The organism is Micromonospora sp. NPDC005220 (genome assembly GCF_040607895.1).
Lineage (GTDB): Bacteria > Actinomycetota > Actinomycetes > Mycobacteriales > Micromonosporaceae > Micromonospora.
The window spans coordinates 1-18300 of record NZ_JBEXHP010000031.1 but is presented as its reverse complement, the minus strand read 5'-3'; the positions used below and the strand labels follow the sequence as shown (position 1 = coordinate 18300).

Below are 18300 nucleotides of genomic sequence, written 5' to 3'. Positions count from 1 at the left end.
GGCGCTCAGGCGCTCGGCGGCGGGGCGGCCAGTTGGTCGACCACCACGACGCTGCTGCCGGGACGGACCTCGGCGAGCAGTTCCCGCTGACCGCTGCGGGTCAGCCGGATACAGCCGTTGGTGGTGTTCTCGCCCAGCTCGTCGTCGTTGTACCAGCTGTGCACCCCGATGTGCGCGCCGCGCAGCCCGGCCGGCACCGACTCCGGGTCGTCCGGCACCGAACCGAGGGCGTAGATGTCCACTCCGCCGTAGACCTCCTCCGGCGGTGGGGTGCGGCCCAGGATGAAGGTCCGCCCGAGCGGGGTCTCCTGGCCCGACTGGCCGAGGCTGACCTCCCAGGAGCGCACCGCTGTGCCGGCCCGGTACCAGGTGAGCCGGTGCACCTTGCGTTCCACCACGATCTGGTCGCGCAGCGGCACCGTCTCGAACCCGCCGGGCGGCAGCCAGGCGAGCCGTCGGTTGGCCGAGGGCAGCAGGACGGCGGTCCAGCCGGCACGCCGCTGGGCGATCGGCATGGTCAGCTCGACACCACGGATGGCCGGTTCGAGGAAGGCGCGCGGTCGACCGCCGGGCGCGTCGTACGCGGCGATCCGTCTGGTCGGGTGCGCGCCGTCGGTCAGCGGCGTGACGTCCGTGCTGGCCGGGTCGGCGGGGAACCCGCCGGGGGCGGGGTCGTAGTCGACCACCGGCAGCCCGTCCGGAGCGGGCGCGGCCGGGGGGACCGACTCCTCCGGGCTCTGCTCCAGACTGCTCGGTGTCGGGTCGGCCACCACGTTGCGGTCGTTGGGGGCCGTCGAGCTCGGGGTGAGGGCCTGGCCGACCAGCAGCGCGGTCACCAGCAGCACGGGTACGCCGATGGCGGCGGTCACCCAGAAGCCGCGACGACGGTACGGTGTCTTTCGGTCAAACGGCACGAAACCACTCTATGGTGGCGGATGCTTCGGGGCCCCCGGTTCGGCGAGACGCGCCGTCCGGAGGCCCCGATCGCATCAGATCCGCGCGCCGATGTGGATGGCCACGGCGTCGTGCGCCGGAACGTTGGCCGCGAACCAGCCGCTACCGTCCACCGTGATCACCGGTCCGCTGCACGTGCCACCGGCGTACGTGCCGTGGATGACGTCGCAGTATCGGCCGGCGGGCAACCCGGTGTAGTACGAGCGGCCGTTCACCGCGGCATCCTCGTCGTTGACGGTGATGAATCCCTTGCCGCTGCGACTGAAGGCGATGTGGTTGTTGCCGTTGTCGTACCAGTTGGCCACACCGGCACCCTCGGTGGCGTTGCGGAAGCCGACCATGTTGGCGATCACCGGCCAGCGGTGCTCGCACTCCCAGCCGGAGTAGCAGGTGGTGTTCAGCGTCTTGTTGGCGCCGTCCGAGGGCGGGCCGGCGTCCCGGTCGCTGAAGGTGTAGCTGGACATCACGGTGGGGGAGCCGTACGGCCAGGCCAGCATGAAGGCGTTCGCCAGGGCGTAGATGCCCCGGTCGCGGTAGGTGAGCACGCCGCTGCTGTCGCGCTGGGTGTCGTGGTTGTCGACGAACACCGAGGCCGATGCGCTGGGCAGGTGCCCCCAGCCCTCGCCGAAGTTCTTCAGGTAGGCGAGCCGCTCGGAGCGGAACACCCGGGCCAGGTCCTTGCCGTAGCGGAACTCGTGCACGTCACCGTTGCCGGTGTACTCGGTCGGCTGGACCGGCTCACCGGCGCCGTAGATGACCTCCTGCACGATGTACGCCGAGCGGGACAGCTTGCCCCTGATCGCGGCGATGTCGGCGGCCGGCATGTGCTTGCTGGCGTCCATCCGGAAGCCGTCGACGCCGAGGGACAGCAGGTCGTTGAGGTACGACGCGATCTTCGTACGGACGTAGTCCGACTCGGTCTTCAGGTCGGACAGGTTGACCAGTTCGCAGTTCTGCACCTCGTACCGGTCGTTGTAGTTGGCGATGTCGTCGCCGCCGTTGCGTCCGCAGTGGTGGAAGTCCTGGGTCTGGTAGATGCCCGGGTAGTCGTAGTGCGAGTACGACGAGCCGGCCCAGCCGGTGCCGCCGTTGTCCTGACCGGACATGTGGTTGATGACGGCGTCGACGATCACCTTGACGCCGGCCGCGTGGCAGGTGTTCACCATCGACTGGAACTGGGCGCGGGTGCCCTTGCGGGACTCGATCCGGTAGCTGACCGGCTGGTACGCCATGTACCACTGGTTGCCCCGCACGTGCTCCTGCGGGGGCGAGACCTGCACGTAGCCGTAGCCCTTCGGGCCGAGCGTGCTCTGACACTCGCTGGCCACCGAGGGCCAGTTCCACTCGAAGAGCTGGACGATGACCTTCTTGCCGCCGGACGGGGCGGCGACGGCCGGGGGTGCCGTCACGGTGCTGGGGACGAGCAGGCTGGCGATCAGGCCGAGGGCGAGGAGTGCCGAGCCGCGTCGACGTCGGTGCATGGGGACTCCTGACGGGGAGCGGGAGCGGGGGTGGTGGTGCGGTGGGGGAGCGCCGGGTTGTCGAAATCTTGCAACCCGGGCTGAAATTTGCTGAAAGGTTACAAGCGTGTTGCAGGGACTGTCAATGCATGCACGTCCGTCACTGTCCAGACCGGTGGATGAGGGTGGGTACAACGCACGGCCGCGCCCCTCGGTTCGATTTCGGCCCAGAAAATTTCCGGCAGCGGGTGATCCGCGCGCCCTGCCGGTCCGTACTGGATGGGGGAACAGGGGTCGGCCGGTGGTACGCCGCCGCGAGACGATCGAGGAGCAGATGGCCCGGGCACAGCAGGACACAAAGGCGGCGACGGTCCGGACCAGCGCCAGCAGTCGGGGGGTGCGCACCCCGTCGCGGCCAGCGGTCGGCATGCTGATCGCGTCGGTGCTCGCCGCGCTCTGGGCGGCGATCATGCTGACCGGTGCCGGCCAGACGGCGTACGCGTACGGCTTCTTCTTCACCGAGTTCTTCGCCGGGGTGGTTTCCCTGGTGGCGTTGAGCCTCACCGTGATGCTCGGCCTGCTCGCCACCGACCGGCTGGTGCTGCGCATCCCGCACCGGGTGCTGATGCAGTCGGCGCACCGGGCCACCGGCGTGTTGGGCGTGGCAGGGCTCGGCTTCCACGTCCTCACCAAGATCGCCACCGGGCGGGCGGCGGCGACCGACGCTCTGGTGCCGTTCGTTGGTGGCCGAGGGCTCTACGTGGGGCTCGGCACTGTCGCCGCACTGCTGATGGTCAGCGTGATCTGGACCGGCATCATCCGGGCCCGCTTCGCCGACGTCGGTCCGAAGTGGCTGTGGCGGGCCCTGCACTCCGTCGCGTACCTGGCCTGGCCGTTCGCCGTGCTGCACGGCCTCAACGCCGGTCGGGCCGCAGCGCCCTGGGTGACGCTCAGCTACCTGGGCTGCATCCTGCTGGTGGTGCTGGCCCTGCTGGTCCGGTTCTCGGTCACCATCGGTCGGCGCAGCCGCGAGCAGCACCAGGCAGCGGTGCGCAACGCGGTGATGGTTGGCCGGGCCGAGGAGGCGAAGACCGCCCGATCGCTGCTGGCCGGGTTGGGTCGGCGCAGCAAGGCCGCAGACAAGCGTCCCGCCTGGGCGGACACCACCACCGCCACCTGGACCGCCCCGCCCGCGCGGCGTGACCCGGAACGGTTCACCGTTCCGGTGGTGCCCGAGCCCGGCTCCCTCGTCGAACCGACCCGGCCGAGCCGACGTCGGCGGGAGGAGGAGCCGGCGGCCCGCCGCGACACCGAACCGTCCTCGCGCAGCCGGCGTTACGAGGAGCCCACGACCAGCCGGTCGGCCCGCCGCAGCGTGGAGGAGACCGACACCCGTCGACGCGACGAGGAGGAACTGGAGCCGGTGACCCGGCGGCGTGGCTCCCGCACCCGGGACGAGGCCGTGCCGACCGGCCGGCGCCGCGTTGAGGAGCCGGCCGCCGAGCGGTCCCGTCGCCGGTCCCGCACCGAGGACGACGGCAGCCGTTACTCGGCGCCGCCGCTGCCGGCCCTCGACGAGCCCGAGGAGCCCTGGGACAGCCCGCGCCGGTGGCAGGCCGGCGACCCAATCTCCGCCGGCCCGGTCTCCAGCAGCCCGATCTCGTCGGCGCCGCGCAGCGGCAGCGGCCGGCACAGCGCCGAGGACGACCTGCCCGAGGAGCCGGACTACTGGCGTCCGCCGGCCCGGTACGTGCCGGACGACGTGGAGCCGCCCGTCGACGACACTCCGACCCTGGTCGACCTGGCCTCCCGCCGCGCCAAGCGGGCAGCCGGCGAGGGCAAGTCCAAGCGCCGCAAGGCCAGCGCCGACGCGGTGGACGGGGCGTACTGGGCCGGGCTGCGGGGTGAGGCGAAGTGATGCGGACCGCCGTGCCACCTGTCGCCTGTGTGGGTGAGCCCCGGCTCACCGCCGGCTTCGCCGAGTACGGCCGGCTCGACCTGCTCGCGCACGAGGAAGTACACGGACCGATCGGCCCGATGGAGCCCGCGCAGCTGCTCCGGCTCGCCGAGGGCATGCAGCTCAAGGGCAAGGGCGGGGCGGGTTTCCCGTTCGCCCGCAAGATGCGCGCGGTGCTGGAGTCCTGCGAGCGGCAGGGCCTCGCCGCCGTGGTGGTGGTCAACGCCACCGAGGGGGAGCCGGCCAGCTGGAAGGACAAGGTCCTGCTGACCCGTGCCCCGCACCTGATCCTGGACGGCGCGGCGCTGGCCGCGTACGCGCTGGACGCCGACGAGATCGTGATCGGCGTGGCGGACGACGGGGTCGGCCGGGACTCGCTGATGGAGGCCCTCGACGAGCGCCGGATGCCGGTGCAGACGACGATCGTCACCGTGCCGCACCGGTTCATCTCCGGTGAGGGCGGCGCACTCGTCAACGGGATCAACGGGCTGCCGCACATCCCGCCGGGCACCAAGAAACGCTCCAGTGACTCCGGGGTCAGTGGCCTGCCTACCCTGCTCTCCAACGCCGAGACGTTCGCGCAGCTCGCCGTCGGCGCGCGACTGGGCCCGTACGAGTACGCGGCGCTCGGCACCGATGACGAGCCGGGCACCGTGCTGCTCACCGTGACCGGCGCGGCGGGCCGACCGGCGGTGGTGGAGTGCACCGCCGGCATGCCGCTGCGCGACGTGCTCGACCTGTGCGAGGTGCCGGACGTCCAGGGCATCCTGATGGGCGGCTACCACGGCAAGTGGATCACCCCGGAGGCGGCGGAGAAGGCCGAGGTGTCCCGCAAGGGCCTGGCCGCCGTGGGTGGCACCCTCGGCGCGGGCATCATCGTCCCGCTCGGTGTGGACACCTGCCCGCTCGGTGAGGCCGCCCAGGTGGTGCGCTACCTGGCCGGCGAGTCCGCCGGCCAGTGCGGGCCGTGCAAGATGGGCCTGCCGGACCTGGCCCGTGCGGTGGACCTGGCCGTCGCCGGCAGCCAACCGGCGGACGTGGTGCGCGCCGCCGCCGGCGAGGTGAAGGGCCGGGGCGCGTGCAGCCACCCGGACGGCACCGCCCGGTTCGCGCTCTCCGCGATCGAGGTCTTCGCGGAGGATCTGCGGCTGCACAGCACCGGCGACGGTTGTGGCCGACGGGTCAAGGGCGTGATGGGGCTGCCGGGCGCACCGGACGCGAACCCGCAGAAGCTCACCCTGGACTGGTCCCGCTGTGACGGGCACGGCCTCTGCGCGCACGTCGTACCGGATTTCATCCGGCTGGACGCGAACGGATATCCCGCCTTCCCGGCCACCCCCGTGCCGACCTGGCTGCGCGAGGGCGCGCTGAAGGCGGTCAAGGTCTGCCCCGAGTTGGCTCTCCGACTCGCCAAGGCCGAGTAGGAAAGCCTCAGGTCCAGCAAGGGTCCCTTCCGGACCGGAAACGGAGAAGCGGATGCGGATCAGCAGGGCGTGCAGAGCGGCCGGGCAGTTGCGCCGCTGGACAGCGGCCGGGCAGTTGCGCCGGGCCGCCACCGGCGGGGCGCTCGTGGTGGCCCTGTTCGGCGTCGCCGCCTGTACCGGCACCGCGCCGGGTGGGCCCGCCGCCGCCGGATCGGCCCCGGCCTCGACCGGTGCCGCGCCCACGTCGACCGGGACACCGTCCACGCCGACCGGCGGACCGCCCGCCGCCCCAGCGCGGGTCCCGGACGTACTGCGCTTCACCGGGACCACCCTCGGCGGGGCCGCGTTCGACGCGGCGCAGCTCGCCGGCAAACCGGTGGTGCTGTGGTTCTGGGCGCCGTGGTGCGCCACCTGCGCCAGCCAGGCCTGGACGGTGGCCGAGATCGCACCCCGGTACCGGGACACCGTGCCGATCGTCGGCGTCGCCGGGCTGGGCGAGCGGAAAGCCATGAAGGAGTTCGTCACCGAGTTCGACCTGGGCGACACGCCACAGATCGAGGACGGCAAGGGCGCGCTCTGGAAGCGGTTCAAGGTGACCGAGCAGAGCATCTTCGTGATCATCGACCGGAACGGCGCCATCGTCCACCAGGGCTTCCTGGACGGTGAGGCGCTCACCGCCAAGGTCGCCGCACTGGCCGGGGCGTGACCGCCACACTGCTGCTCGCGCTGACCGCCGGCATGCTCGGCGCGGTCAACCCGTGCGGCTTCGCGTTGCTGCCCGCGTACCTCTCGCTGTTGGTCGCCGGGGAGTCGGACACCCGCGGCGCGGTCGGCCGCGCGCTCACCGCGGCGGCCGGGCTGACAGTGGGGTACGTGCTGGTGTTCGGCGCGTTCGGCCTGGCGCTCGCGCCGCTGGCCGGCTGGCTGCGGCCCCGGCTGCCGTGGCTGACCGTGGCGCTCGGCGTGCTGCTGGTGGTGGCCGGCTGCTGGTTGCTCGCCGGTCGCCGGCTGCCCGCCCCCGGCTGGTCCACCCGGGCGCCCCGGCTGACCCGGTCCTGGCCGTCGATGGCGCTGTTCGGCGCGGCGTACGCGCTGGCGTCGCTCGGCTGCGCCATCGCGCCGTTCCTGGCCATCGTGGTGACCAGCCTCCAGGCCGGCTCGACCGGTCAGGGGTTGGCGCTGTTCGGCGCGTACGCCCTCGGGATGGGTCTGGTGGTGGCGGTCGCCGCGCTCGGCGTGGCGCTGCTGCGCGACGGCCTGGTGGCCCGGCTGCGCGTCGCCGGCGCGCTGGTGCCCCGCCTCAGTGGTCTGGTGCTGCTGCTCGCCGGCGGCTACGTCGCCTGGTACGGCTGGTACGAGCTACGGCTCGCCGCCGGCCGCCGCGACGCCTTCCAGGACCCGGTCATCCGAGCGGCCGCCGAGATCCAGCACACCCTGGCCAACACCCTGAACACCATCGGCCCAGCGCTACTGCTGGCCGCCCTCACCGCGCTCCTCCTAACGGCAGCCCTCACGAGGCGCCTCCGCCCAGACCCTGCTGATCATGAAGTTATTGCCACGACACGCCGAGGCGAAGGGCAATAACTTCATGATCAACCGCGAGAGGCCGGGGGGGTCTAGCGGGGGGAGAGGCGGTCTGTTCCTAGGCGGTCCTGGAGGACCTTGGGGATCAGGACGCTGCCGTCGGGCTGCTGGTACTGCTCCAGGATGGCGGGGAAGAGCCGGCTGGTGGCCAGCGCGGAGCCGTTGAGGGTGTGCACGAAGCGGGTCTGCTTGCCGCCCGGCTCGCGGTAACGGATGGCCGCCCGACGGGCCTGGTAGTCGCCGGCCCAGGAGACCGACGACACCTCCTTGTACTTGCCGGTGCTCGGCATCCACACCTCGATGTCGAGGGTCTTCTTCATCGACGCGCTGGCGTCACCGGCCGAGAGCAGCGTGCGCTGGTAGTGCAGGCCCAGCCCCTCGACCAGGCTCTCGGCGTGGGCGAGCATCTCCTCCAGCGCCGCGTCGGCCTGCTCCGGCAGGGTGAACTGGAAGATCTCCACCTTGTTGAACTGGTGCCCCCGCACCGTGCCGCGCTCGTCCGAGTGCGAGCCGGCCGACTCCCGCCGGTAGCACGGGGTGTACGCGAACGCCTTCAACGGCAGCTTCGGGGTCTCCAGGATCTCGTCCTGGTACGCGCCGAGGATCGCCGTCTCCGACGTGGGCAGCAGGAACTGACCGCGCGGGGCGGACGCCGCATCCAGGTGGTAGACGTCGTCGTAGAACTTGGGGAACTGCCCGGCGGCGAAGCCGGCCGAGTCCAGCAGCAGGTGCGGCGGGAGCAGGAACTCGTAGCCGGCCTTGATGTGCTGGTCGACGAAGTAGTTGAGCAGTGCCCACTCCAGCCGGGCGCCGATGCCCGTGTAGATCCAGAAACCGGACCCGCCGAGCTTGACCCCACGCTCATAGTCGACCAGGCCCAGCGCGCGGCTCAGCTCCACGTGGTCGCGGACCTTCTCGATCACCGGCGGCTCACCGAAGGTCTTGACGACCCGGTTGGCTTCCTTGCCGCCGGCCACCACGTCGTCGGCGGGCAGGTTGGGCAGCTCGCTCATCGCGTCGCGCAGCCGGGCCTGCACCTCGTCCAGCTGGGACTCCAGCTCGGCGAGCTGCTTACGCTCCGCCTCCGGCGCGGCGACCTGCGGCTCCTCGCCGGCGCGCTTCGCCTGCGCGTACGCCCGGGCCTCGGCCTTGCGGCGCTGCCGCTCGGCGTCGATCTCCGTGATCAGGGCGCGGCGTTCCTGGTCGAGCCGCTGGATCTCGTCCAGGGCTCGGTTGACCTCGGCGGGATCCAGACGCTTCGCCAGCGCGGTCGCCACCGCCTCGCGATCCTTCCGGATCAACTCCATGTCGAGCATGCTGCTCCGTACGCCTCCGTCCGGGGTTCACTGGTGAACCACCAGATGCTACCGTCGCGGCCCCCTCGGCCCGGGGCGGGGAGGTTCTACAGCCGGATCGGCATCAGCACCGAGTAGGTGTCCGCGTCGTCCGGTCGGCGTACGGCCAGCGGGGCGATCGGCCCGTCCAGCTCCAGCACCAGCTGCGGCGCGCCGGCCGCGTTCAGCGCGTCCAGCAGGTAGCCACCGTCCACCCCGACCCGCAGCACGTCGCTGCCCAGGTCGGCGGCGGGGAGCAGCCGCAGCCCGCCCTGGTCGTCGACGCCGAGCACGGTGACCTCCCGGGTCGTGCCGTCGTGGTCGCGGGCGACAGTGGGGGCCGCCGGATCGACCAGCGCGGCGCGCAGCGTGGCCACGTCCACCGGGATCCGGCGCGCGGTCGGCCGCTCGCCGACGGACTTACGCAGCAGCCGGTGGTAGTCCGGGAAGTCGTACGGCAGGGCGGTGCCGGTCACCGTGCGCTCGGCCACCCGCACCCGCAGGTCCGCGCCGGCCACGGTCAGCCGGACCGGCCAGGTGTCGGCGGTGTCGAGCAGTGGCCGGAGCTGGTCCACGAGGGCCACCGGCACGAACACCCGCACCGGTGCTCCGTCGACGTCGGCCCCGGCCCGAGCCAGCGCGAGCCGGTACCGGTCGGTGGCGACCAGCCGGACGCCGTCGGGCTCCACGTCGAACAGCACGCCGGCGAGCATCGGCAGCTCCGGGTCGACGCTGACGGCGAAGCGCACCGCGTCGAGCCCGGCGGCCAGGGCGGCGGGGGAGATCAGGAGTGTGGTGGCGGCCGGCGGGGCCGGGTCCAGCAGGGCCCGGAGCCGGTCGACTTCGCGGCGGGCGTCGGTGAGCCCGTCGGCGAGCCGGCGCAGATGCGCGTCGAGCAGGTGGTGCACCACGGCCGGCTCGGCGCGTACCGCGGCGGCGATCTCCGGCACCGGCATGCCGATCCGGCGTAGCCCGGCCACCAGCCGGGCCGGCGCGATCTGCTCCTCGGTGTACCAGCGGTAGCCGGTCACCGGGTCGACCAGAGTCGGCTCCAGCACCCCCGCCGAGTCGTAGTAGCGCAGGGCGCTGACGGTCAGGCCGCTGGCCCGGGCCAGCTCGCCGATGCTGTGCAGGTCGCTCACGCTGCGCATCCTGACCCCTCGACCCGGTTGAGGGTCAAGCCGAGCGCTCCAGCACCCGGAAGGTGATGCCGGCCCGGACGAGCCGGTCGAGCAGCGCGTCACCCATCGCGGCGACCGGGGTGAGCTGGCCGGCGGCCGGCGGCAACTCGTCGAGCGCCAGGCACAGCGCCGACTCGCCGAGCATCTTCGCCGTCTCGTCATAACCGGGGTCACCGCCAGCCACCTCGGTGACCACCCGCTGCCCGCCGCCGGTGCCGACGAACCGGACCCGGAACCAGGACGACGCCCGCTGCTGGGCGGTCGGCCCCTGCCCGGACGCGAGCCGGCCCAGCAGCCAGCGTCGGCTCGGCGGCAGCTTCACGAGCCCGATCAGCGCGCCGAGCCCGGCCGCGCCGGCCAGCACGGTGGGCAGCCGCTTCACCGCGGCGAAGTGCCGGTAGCGGAAGTCCGGGCCGTACTCCGGGCGGGCCGCCGCCGAGCGGCGTACCACCTGCGGGTCGATGGTCGGCAGCGGCACGGTCCAGATGCCCAGCTCCGCCGAGCGGGCCAGCCGGCCGGGCACCGCCCGGACCCGACGGTCGGTCGGGCGCGGCTCGACCGCCCGGCGGTCCCGGGCGGCCTGGCTGGCCTGCCCGGTACGGGAGAACGCGGTGAGCGCCGAATGGTAGGTGCCGGCGGAGAACCGGCCGCCGGCGCGCACGTACCCGTCCACGGTTATCGGGACGTCGGCGGGCAACTGCTTGACGGTGAACCAGGCGCCCAGGTCGTGCGGGATGGAGTCGAAGCCGCAGGCGTGCACCAGCCGGGCGCCGGTGCGGGTCGCCTCGGCGTGGTGGCGCACGTACATGAGGTCGACGAACTCCGGCTCGCCGGTGATGTCCAGGTAGTCGGTGCCGGCTCGGGCGCAGGCCGCGACCAGCGGTTCCCCGTGGTGGATGAACGGGCCGACCGTGCTGGCCACCACCCGGGCGTTCTCCGCCACCGCCCGCAGGGAGTCGGCGTCGGTCACGTCGGCGGTGAGCAACGGCAGGTCGGTCAGGCTCGGATCGATCGCGGCGAGCCGAGTGCGTACGGCGGCGAGGCGCTGCGGGTTGCGCCCGGCCAGCGCCCAGCGCAGCCCGGCCGGCGCGTGTCGGGCCAGGTATTCGGCGGTCAGGCCGCCGGTGAACCCGGTCGCCCCGAACAGCACCACGTCGTACGTTCGCTCCACGGCCATCCCCGGAGTCTGCCATCTACCGCCGGCCATGAGGTGATCACGAGTGGGTCGTCACGGCGTGAACACGGCGCGCACGCAGCCGTCGGCCCGGTCCCGGAACAGCGCGTACCCCTCGGAGCCCTGCGCCAACGGCAGCCGGTGGGTGGCCAGGTGTTCGGTCCGCAGTTCGTCGCGGGCCATCCGGTCCAGCAGCATCGGCACGTCCCGCAGGTCCGGCCGGGCAGCGCCGCGCACTGTGAGCCGCCGCTCGGTCAGCGCACCCAGCGGGAACGCGTCGACGAACCCGCCCGTCCCGCCCAGCACCACCACCACGCCGCTCTTACGACACGCGTGCACGGCCTCCCGCAGCGCGTCCGGTCGGTCGGCGTGCTGGCCACCGAACCGGTCGGCCATCGACCGGGTCGGCGTCGTGCCGACCGCCACCACGCACACGTCCGGCCCGCGCCCACCGCTACGGTCGCGCAGCTCGGTGGCGACGTCGGTGCGGCGGTAGTCCAGCGGCTCGGCGTCGGAGTGCCGCTCGGCCATCCGCAACCGCTCCTCGTACCGGTCCACCACCAGCACCCGGGCGGCGCCGCGCAGCACCGCAGCCCGCGCGGTCAACTGGCCCACCGCCCCGGCGCCCCAGACGGCCACCACGTCGCCGGGGCGTACCGCACCCAGCTCGGTGGCGAGCCACCCGGTCGGCGCCGCGTCGGCGGCGAACACGGCCCGGTCGTCGTCGACGGCGTCCGGCACCCGGAAGGCGCTCACGTCGGCGTACGGCACCCGCACGTACTCGGCGTGGCCGCCCGCGAAGCCGCCCGCCGCCCGGGGCCGGCCGAAGCAGCCGGCGTCCGAGCGGGCCCAGTCGGGGTCGGAGCTGGCCAGGTCGGCATGGGCGTTGTCGCAGCAGGAGTGCAGGCCCTGGCGGCAGTACCAGCAGCCGCCGCAGGCGACGCTCGCGCCCACGACCACCCGGTCGCCGGTGCGGTGTCGGCGGACCCCGGGGCCGACCTCCACCACCTTGCCCAGGAACTCCGCGCCGAGCACGTCGCCGGCCCGCAGCAGCGGATGCCGGCCGGCAAGCAGCGGCAGGTCACCGCCGCAGGTGGCGCTGCGCCGGACCTGGACGATGACGTCGCGTTCGTTGCGCAGCTCCGGGTCGGGCACCTCACGTACCGCCAGCTCGCCGGCGGCCATCCAGCAGAGCGCCCTCACCCGCGGACCTCGGGACGGTCCAGCGCGGAGCGGTCCGCGCGGAGCACCTCACCGGCCTCCACCCGTTGCTTGATCTGGCGCAGTGTCCGGCGGACCAGCAGACCCGGGTCGTCGCCGACCAGGTGCGCGGCCAGCCCGGTGGGCGGGGTGACGCCGGCCACCGGCCGGGCGGCCAGCTCGGTTCCCCGGTCGCCGGGCGCCGGCCGCACCCGCACCTCGACCGCCCCGTCCAGGCGGCGCAGCGGCTCCGGCCAGCGGCCGTCGGGAAGCACCTGCTCAGGCGGCCGGTCGACGGTCACCACCTCCCACCGGGCCGGCGCGGCGGCGTGGCGGTCCGCACCGCGCCGCCCACGTGCGGCGTCGCCGTCCGCGCCCGGCCAGCCCAGCCAATGGGGTACGCGCAGCAGCCGTGCCGCCCCGGCCAGCGCCGCGCTGCCGAGGGCGGGTCCCGCCCGCGCCAGCCGTCCCATCGGTACCACCCGTCCTCCCGGTTCACGTCCCCCGATCGTCGGTCGCGGCCGGGTGAAGCGCGCTCGCCCGGAAGGGGTGAACCGGCCCGGGTCGGGTAACCGCTCGCCGACCGGGGGCGGAACGTGTGGTGGGGGTGGGGCTGGGTGCCGGAACAGAATCGGGTACGGGTCGAACCGGCACCGGGGCCACCGCTGTTGGCGTCCCGGCTGACGCCGGCGGTGCCGCCGGAGCCGGTGGTGGCCCGGCCCCGCCTGTTGCGCCGGTTGGACGAGGGCAGCGCGGGGCCGGTCACCCTGGTGGCCGCCCCGGCCGGTTGGGGCAAGACCACCCTGCTCGCGTCCTGGGTGCGGCTGGGCGGCGCTCCGCCCGACGTCGAGCCGGGCGCGGTCGTGCCCGATTCCGGTGACCTGTCGGTTTCGCCGGCCGACGACCCGGTCTCGGCGTGGATGTCGGTGGAGGCCGGCGACGACTCCGACCGGCTTTGGGCGTACCTTGCGGCGGCGCTGCGTACGGCGACCGGGTCGGCGGAGGGCGGCCCGGTGCCGGACCGGCCGCCGCGCCCCGATCAACTGGAGGCGCTGGCCGCCACGCTCGCCGACGCCGACCGGCCGGTGCTGCTGATCCTGGACGACCTGCACCGGGTCGCCGACCCGGCGGCGTTGACCGGCCTGGAGTTCCTGCTGCGGCATGCCGGGCGGCGACTCCGCCTGGTGATCGGCGCGCGAGCCGGGCTGCACCTGCCCCTGCACCGGCTCCGCCTCGCCGGCGAGCTGACCGAGATCGGCCCGGACGAGCTGGCGTTCACCGACGACGAGGTGGCCGACCTGCTCACCGCCCACGCCGCCGCGCTGCCGGCGACCGCCGTGCACCGGCTGCGGGAGCGCACCGGCGGTTGGCCGGCCGCGTTGCGCATCGCGGCCCTGGCGGTACGCGGACAGCCCGACCCGGACCGCTGGGTGGGGCAGTTCGGCGGAGACCAACCGGAGATCGCCGGGTACCTGCACGAGGAGGTGCTCGCGACACTCGACCCGGCCGAGGAGGATCTGCTGCGCCGTACCGCCATCGTCGACAGCGTCTGCGCCGACCTGGCCGAGGCCGTCACCGGTCGTGCCGATGCCGGGCAGGCGCTGGCCGACCTGGCCGGGACCGGTGGCCTGCTGCACCGGGAGGACACCCGGCCGCCCTGGTACCGGTGCGAGTCGCTGCTCGCCGACCTGCTCCGCGCCGACCTGGCCCGGTTGCCCGCCGACGAGTTGCGTGAACTGCACGTCCGGGCCGCCGACTGGTACGCGGGCGACGGCCGGCCCGCCGACGGTCTGCGCCACGCCCTGGCCGCCGGCCGCTGGGACCTGGCCGGCGACCTGTTCGTCGCGCACTGGCCGGAGCTGACCCGCTACGACCACGATCCGGTGCACGCCCCGGCCCCCGCGCCGCCACCAGCGGAGGTGATCCGCGCCGACCCGGAGACGGCGTTGGCCTGCGCCGCCGAGCGCGCGTACGCCGGTGACCTGCCGGCCGCCACCGGTCACCTGCGCGCCGCCACCGGTCACCTGCGCGCCGCCGCCGGGCACGCGGCGGGCCTGCCGGTACCACGCCGGGACCGGTTCCTGCGGTTGGTCACCGCGCTGGAGCTGACCGTGGCCCGGCTCGCCGACGACCGCGCCGAGGTCCGTGCCGCCGCCGCTCGTCTGCTGCGTACCCGTCCGGCGGAGGCCGTGCTCGCTGTCCCGGGTGATGCCGCCGCCGGCCCCGGTCCGCGGCCCGCCAGCACCGGGGTGGCCAGCTCTGCCCCGACCGCCGGTGGCGGTGGCGCGGCCGACGACCTGGACCTGCGGGCGTTCACCGGCACCGCGCTGGGGCTTGTCGAGTTGGCCGACGGCGGGCTGCCCACCGCCCGGTTCGTCCGGGCTCGGGCGGCGGCTCGGGAGGCCGGCCGGCCGCGTACCGAGCTGGTCGGCGCCAGCCGCGCGGCCCTGCTGCTCGCGGTGCGCGGCGAGTTGCGGTCGGCCGAACAGGCGGCCCGGGACGCGCTCGGCATGCCGCCCTGTCGGGGCTGGTCCTGTCGGCTCGACTGCGGTTACGCGTACCTGGCGCTCGCCGTGGTGGCGCTGCTGCGCGACCAGCCCGAGGAGGCCACCGCGCACCTCGCCCTCGCTCTCCCGGCGCTCAACGCGGCGGGCGGCTGGGCCGGCGACCCCGAGGCGGGGGACGACTGGCTGGCAGCCGCCTCCGGCGAACCGGTGGCGGCGGCGGTGGCCGCGCTGTGCCGGGCGCAGTTGCGCCGCGACGGCGGTGACCCGGCGGCCGGCCAGCGACTGCTCGTCCGGGCCCGCGAGGCGTTGGCCGACCGGCCGGCCGCCGCCGAGTTGACAGGTCTGCTGCGGGCCGTGGAAGCCGAACTGCGTGCCGCGCGGGGCGACCTGGACTCCGCCCGCGACCTGCTGGCCGGTGCCGTCGACGAGGGTGCCGACCCGGTGCTCGCGGTGGCGTTGGCGAAGGTGCAGCTGCTGGCCGGCGACGCCGCCGCCGCCGAGCGGACACTGCCGGACTGGCAGGCGCCGACGGCGAGGACCTGGCCGCTACCGGTACGCCTGGACGCGGGTCTGCTGGACGCGGTGCTGGCCGACCGCGCCGGGGACGGGCGTCGGGCCGGCCGGATCCTGGAGCGGACGCTGGACCTGGCCGGCCCGCAGGGCTGCCGAAGGGCCTTCACCCGTGCCGAACCGCCGGTGCGGGACCTGCTGGCCGCGCACCTGGACGCCGGCACCGCGCACTTCGCGCTCGTCAGTGACCTGGTACGGGGCGCGGGGCAGAGCACCACCGGGGCGGCCGCCGGCCCGAAGGGAGCGCTCGACGAGCCGCTCACCGAGCGGGAGCTGACCATCCTGCGCTACCTGCAGAGCATCCTGTCCAACGTGGAGATCGCCAGCGAGCTGTCCCTCTCGGTCAACACGGTGAAGACCCACGTCCGCAACATCTACCGCAAGCTCGACGCGACCCGTCGGCGCGAGGCGGTCCGGCGGGCGCGCGAGTTGCGGCTGATCTGAGCGGATAGCGGTCAGGCGTTGGCGGCGGCGTCCGCGGCCGTCAGCAGGTCGGGCAGGTCGTACCCGCCGTCGTGCCGAATGCCGTTGACGAACAGGGTGGGGGTGCCGTTCACCCCGCTGCGGATACCACCCACGAAATCCCGGCGCACCCGGTCCGCGTGCGCCCGGCTCTCCACCTCGGCGTTCAACTCGTCCGGCGGCAACCCGACCTGCTCGACACCGAGCGAGAGGTGCACCGGGTCGAGCTGGTCCTGGTGCTCGTAGAGCCAGTCGTGCATCTCCCAGAACCGGCCCCGGACCCCGGCGGCCTCGGCCGTCTCGGCGGCGCGTTCGGCGTACGGGTGCACGTTGGCGATCGGGAAGTAGCGATAGACCAGCCGTACCGTGTCGGCCCGCTGCCGCAGCAGCTCGTGCAGGTTCGGGTACGCGGCACCGCAGAACTGGCACTGGAAGTCGCCGTACTCGACGAAGGTCACCGCGGCGTCGGCCGGCCCTCGGACGTGATCCTCGGTGGTCACCGGGTCCCGAAGTCGGGCGGTGACCTGTAGTGGCGTACTCATCCGGCCATCACCTTCCGATCGGCGGCGAGTTGGTCCAGCGCGTCGAAGATGCCGTCGGCGCCCGGGTTGACGTCGGGCGGCGACAGGTAGCTCCAGGTCACCTTCCCCGCCGGGTCGAGCACGACAAGCGCGCGGGCCGCCTCACCGTTCGGCATGTACGCGCCGTAGCTGCGCGCCACCTCGCCCTTCGGCTCGAAGTCGGCCAGCAGAGGGAACTCGATGCCACGGCTCTCCGCGAACGCCCGGTGCGACCAGATGCTGTCCACCGACAGGCCGAGCACCACCGCCTGATACTGGGCGAAGACGGGCGCCGCCGACTGGTAGAGCGACATCTGGTCACCGCAGACCGGGCTCCAGTCGGCGGGGTAGAAGGCGAGCACGACCGGCCGGCCACGAAACTGCTCAGGCCCCAGCGGAGCCCCGTCCGGGGTGGCCGGCAGGGTGAAACCGGGCGCGGTGCGCCCCGGTTGGATCAGCCCATTCGGATCACTCATGCCACCAGCCTGCTCCCGGGGTGGGTGAGCCGGGCTCACCCACCCCGGGTGGTTCCGCGCCCGCTCAGCGCCCGCTCAGCGCCCGCTCAGCGCCCGCTCGGTGGCTCGCCCGCTCAGTGCAGCACCGGGGCGACCGCGATGTGGTTCTGCACCTCCCGGATGCCCGGCGCGGACCAGGCCACCTGCTCGACCTCGGCCCGTTCGGGCATCGAGTGCACCAACCCGGCGAGGATCGCGGTGTCGCCGTGCACCCGGACGCTGACCCGTTCGGCCTCGGTCGCTCCGGCCCGGGTGAGGGCGTCGACGATCCGCTCGGCCAGGTTGTGGCCGTCCGGCGCGCTGGCCGGTCGGACGGTGATGCCGTTGCTCACCCCGCGTACGCCGGCCAGCCGGGCGACCGCCCGTTCGGCGGCTCTGCGCTGGTACTCCCACTCGACGTCGCCGTGCAGCGTCACCCAGCCGGCCGAGACGGTGACCTGGAGCTTCTCGATGGGCACGAACGCGTCCCACTCCAGCGCGTGGCTGGCCGCCGCGGCCAGGTCGGTGTCGGCGCGCTCGGTGTTGTTGGTGAGCTGCACGGCCACGTCGTTGGCGACCGCCCGGACCGAGGCGACCCGGTGGGTGGCCCGTTCGGCGGCCCACTTCTTGGCGTAGCTGTCCACCCGACCGGTCAGGGTGACGACGCCCTCGGCCACTGTCACGCCGATCTCGTGCGGCTGCACCCGTGGTTCCCAGGTCAGCTCGTCGAGCACGGCGGACTGGATGTCCTGGTCGGTGCGATTGATCTCCGCGATGGCCATCTGTCCCTCCTCCGCTGTTCCGATGGCGGACCGGGCGGTGGCTGCGGCCGGAGGTCCGCCATGCCGCGATCCTGCCGCCGCCCCGGGTGAGCCGTCCTCGCCCGGACCGGGTGACGACGCGGCGGGGAGCTGGGCGGTACGGGTGGAGATCAGGGCGTACATCGATGATGGGAGCGCTTCCAAAGCGAGCTGATTTCGGTTACGGTAATCGCGTTCCTCGATTGCGGGAGCCGTCGCGTCGGGTGATGGAGCCAGGGCAGCTCCGTCCGTCCCCGTCGTCGTGCTCGTCCCCCGGGCCACGGCGTCACCAGGCGATCGACCCCGTCCCCCGGGCTCGATCCCGAGAGGAACCGCAGATGTGCGGGTCGGTCCGGCGTCCTCCACCGCCGCCGGTGTCCACTTCGGCCGCCGCAGCCTGCCCGTTACCGACAGCTTCCGCGCACTCCGCTGGCGGCCAGCACCTGCGTGAGCCGCCGAGCGGGTGATCCGGACGGATCGCCACCCGTACACCGGTCCGCCGGGCTGCCTGAGGGGTCCGGCACCCGGCGGACCGGGCCCCCCCCCCACCCCCACCACAACAGCAAGATAGAAGCCGGGGGGCCGGGTTTGCACCACCGCCGGCCCCCCCCCACCAGAAGGCGGCAAAAAAGAAAAACG

The 18300-nt window shown here is 73.8% G+C and carries 15 protein-coding genes; 5 read left to right on the top strand and 10 right to left on the bottom strand.

Going from position 1 to position 18300, the window contains the following annotated elements; translation table 11 throughout:
* Positions 1–5 precede the first annotated feature (5 nt).
* Both ABZU52_RS15000 and ABZU52_RS14995 read right to left on the bottom strand, forming a co-directional pair.
* The gene (locus ABZU52_RS15000) at positions 6–914 is read right to left on the bottom strand and encodes a L,D-transpeptidase (RefSeq protein WP_354971607.1); all 909 of its coding nucleotides are present in this window, start codon (positions 912–914) and stop codon (positions 6–8) included.
* A 75-nt stretch (positions 915–989) separates the two neighbouring features.
* Complete coding sequence (locus ABZU52_RS14995) at positions 990–2435, bottom strand: alpha-amylase family glycosyl hydrolase (protein ID WP_354971606.1); 1446 nt, start codon at positions 2433–2435, stop codon at positions 990–992.
* A 280-nt stretch (positions 2436–2715) separates the two neighbouring features.
* Between ABZU52_RS14995 and ABZU52_RS14990 the strand changes: the two genes are divergently transcribed.
* From ABZU52_RS14990 to ABZU52_RS14975, 4 genes are read left to right on the top strand one after another with little or no spacing between them, the layout of a single operon-like run.
* A complete protein-coding gene (locus ABZU52_RS14990; RefSeq protein WP_354971605.1) occupies positions 2716–4332 on the top strand; it encodes a ferric reductase-like transmembrane domain-containing protein in 1617 nt (538 codons plus the stop codon).
* Complete coding sequence (locus tag ABZU52_RS14985; protein WP_354971604.1) at positions 4332–5795, top strand: NADH-ubiquinone oxidoreductase-F iron-sulfur binding region domain-containing protein; 1464 nt, start codon at positions 4332–4334, stop codon at positions 5793–5795. Before ABZU52_RS14990 ends, ABZU52_RS14985 begins: the two co-directional genes overlap by 1 nt.
* Positions 5796–5847: 52 nt before the next feature.
* Positions 5848–6501, top strand: coding sequence for a redoxin family protein (locus ABZU52_RS14980; RefSeq protein ID WP_354971603.1), 654 nt, complete (start codon positions 5848–5850; stop codon positions 6499–6501).
* Positions 6498–7379: a cytochrome c biogenesis protein CcdA gene (locus ABZU52_RS14975; protein ID WP_354971602.1), complete on the top strand. Its 882-nt coding sequence runs from the start codon at positions 6498–6500 to the stop codon at positions 7377–7379. Before ABZU52_RS14980 ends, ABZU52_RS14975 begins: the two co-directional genes overlap by 4 nt.
* 32 nt (positions 7380–7411) lie before the next feature.
* Here the strand turns inward: ABZU52_RS14975 and serS are convergent, their stop codons facing one another.
* From serS to ABZU52_RS14950, 5 genes are all read right to left on the bottom strand, one after another.
* On the bottom strand, positions 7412–8695 hold the full coding sequence (gene serS / locus ABZU52_RS14970; RefSeq protein WP_354971601.1) for a serine--tRNA ligase: 1284 nt from the start codon (positions 8693–8695) through the stop codon (positions 7412–7414).
* An 86-nt stretch (positions 8696–8781) separates the two neighbouring features.
* Positions 8782–9864, bottom strand: a complete 1083-nt coding sequence (locus ABZU52_RS14965) for a MerR family transcriptional regulator (RefSeq protein WP_354971600.1) — start codon at positions 9862–9864, stop codon at positions 8782–8784.
* A 25-nt stretch (positions 9865–9889) separates the two neighbouring features.
* Entirely contained in the window at positions 9890–11071 is a 1182-nt protein-coding gene (locus ABZU52_RS14960) for a saccharopine dehydrogenase NADP-binding domain-containing protein (RefSeq protein WP_354971599.1), read from the bottom strand.
* A 51-nt stretch (positions 11072–11122) separates the two neighbouring features.
* Positions 11123–12271 (bottom strand): alcohol dehydrogenase catalytic domain-containing protein, encoded by a 1149-nt coding sequence (locus ABZU52_RS14955; protein WP_354971598.1) that lies wholly within the window; start codon positions 12269–12271, stop codon positions 11123–11125.
* Entirely contained in the window at positions 12268–12732 is a 465-nt protein-coding gene (locus ABZU52_RS14950; RefSeq protein WP_354971647.1) for a hypothetical protein, read from the bottom strand. Before ABZU52_RS14950 ends, ABZU52_RS14955 begins: the two co-directional genes overlap by 4 nt.
* Positions 12733–12885: 153 nt before the next feature.
* On the opposite strand from ABZU52_RS14950, the gene ABZU52_RS14945 reads away from it, so the two are divergent.
* Positions 12886–15789 (top strand): LuxR C-terminal-related transcriptional regulator, encoded by a 2904-nt coding sequence (locus tag ABZU52_RS14945; RefSeq protein WP_354971597.1) that lies wholly within the window; start codon positions 12886–12888, stop codon positions 15787–15789.
* Positions 15790–15800: 11 nt separating this feature from the next.
* Here ABZU52_RS14945 and ABZU52_RS14940 read toward each other — a convergent pair whose 3' ends face one another.
* The 3 genes from ABZU52_RS14940 to ABZU52_RS14930 form a co-directional block, all read right to left on the bottom strand.
* The gene (locus ABZU52_RS14940) at positions 15801–16349 is read right to left on the bottom strand and encodes a DsbA family protein (protein WP_354971596.1); all 549 of its coding nucleotides are present in this window, start codon (positions 16347–16349) and stop codon (positions 15801–15803) included.
* The gene (locus ABZU52_RS14935) at positions 16346–16843 is read right to left on the bottom strand and encodes a redoxin domain-containing protein (RefSeq protein ID WP_354971595.1); all 498 of its coding nucleotides are present in this window, start codon (positions 16841–16843) and stop codon (positions 16346–16348) included. The genes ABZU52_RS14940 and ABZU52_RS14935 overlap by 4 nt, the downstream gene beginning before the upstream one ends.
* A gap of 113 nt (positions 16844–16956) precedes the next feature.
* Positions 16957–17643, bottom strand: a complete 687-nt coding sequence (locus ABZU52_RS14930) for a BON domain-containing protein (RefSeq protein WP_354971594.1) — start codon at positions 17641–17643, stop codon at positions 16957–16959.
* Between the last annotated feature and the right edge of the window lie 657 nt (positions 17644–18300).

What these genes read in the sequence shown, in the direction of transcription:
- ABZU52_RS14995 (WP_354971606.1), bottom strand. Translation starts at nt 2,435, where the DNA reads ATGCACCGACGTCGACGCGGCTCGGCACTCCTCGCCCTCGGCCTGATC.
- ABZU52_RS14985 (WP_354971604.1), top strand. Translation starts at nt 4,332, where the DNA reads ATGCGGACCGCCGTGCCACCTGTCGCCTGTGTGGGTGAGCCCCGGCTC.
- ABZU52_RS14980 (WP_354971603.1), top strand. Translation starts at nt 5,848, where the DNA reads ATGCGGATCAGCAGGGCGTGCAGAGCGGCCGGGCAGTTGCGCCGCTGG.
- serS (WP_354971601.1), bottom strand. Translation starts at nt 8,695, where the DNA reads ATGCTCGACATGGAGTTGATCCGGAAGGATCGCGAGGCGGTGGCGACC.
- ABZU52_RS14965 (WP_354971600.1), bottom strand. Translation starts at nt 9,864, where the DNA reads ATGCGCAGCGTGAGCGACCTGCACAGCATCGGCGAGCTGGCCCGGGCC.
- ABZU52_RS14960 (WP_354971599.1), bottom strand. Translation starts at nt 11,071, where the DNA reads ATGGCCGTGGAGCGAACGTACGACGTGGTGCTGTTCGGGGCGACCGGG.
- ABZU52_RS14940 (WP_354971596.1), bottom strand. Translation starts at nt 16,349, where the DNA reads ATGAGTACGCCACTACAGGTCACCGCCCGACTTCGGGACCCGGTGACC.
- ABZU52_RS14935 (WP_354971595.1), bottom strand. Translation starts at nt 16,843, where the DNA reads ATGAGTGATCCGAATGGGCTGATCCAACCGGGGCGCACCGCGCCCGGT.
- ABZU52_RS14930 (WP_354971594.1), bottom strand. Translation starts at nt 17,643, where the DNA reads ATGGCCATCGCGGAGATCAATCGCACCGACCAGGACATCCAGTCCGCC.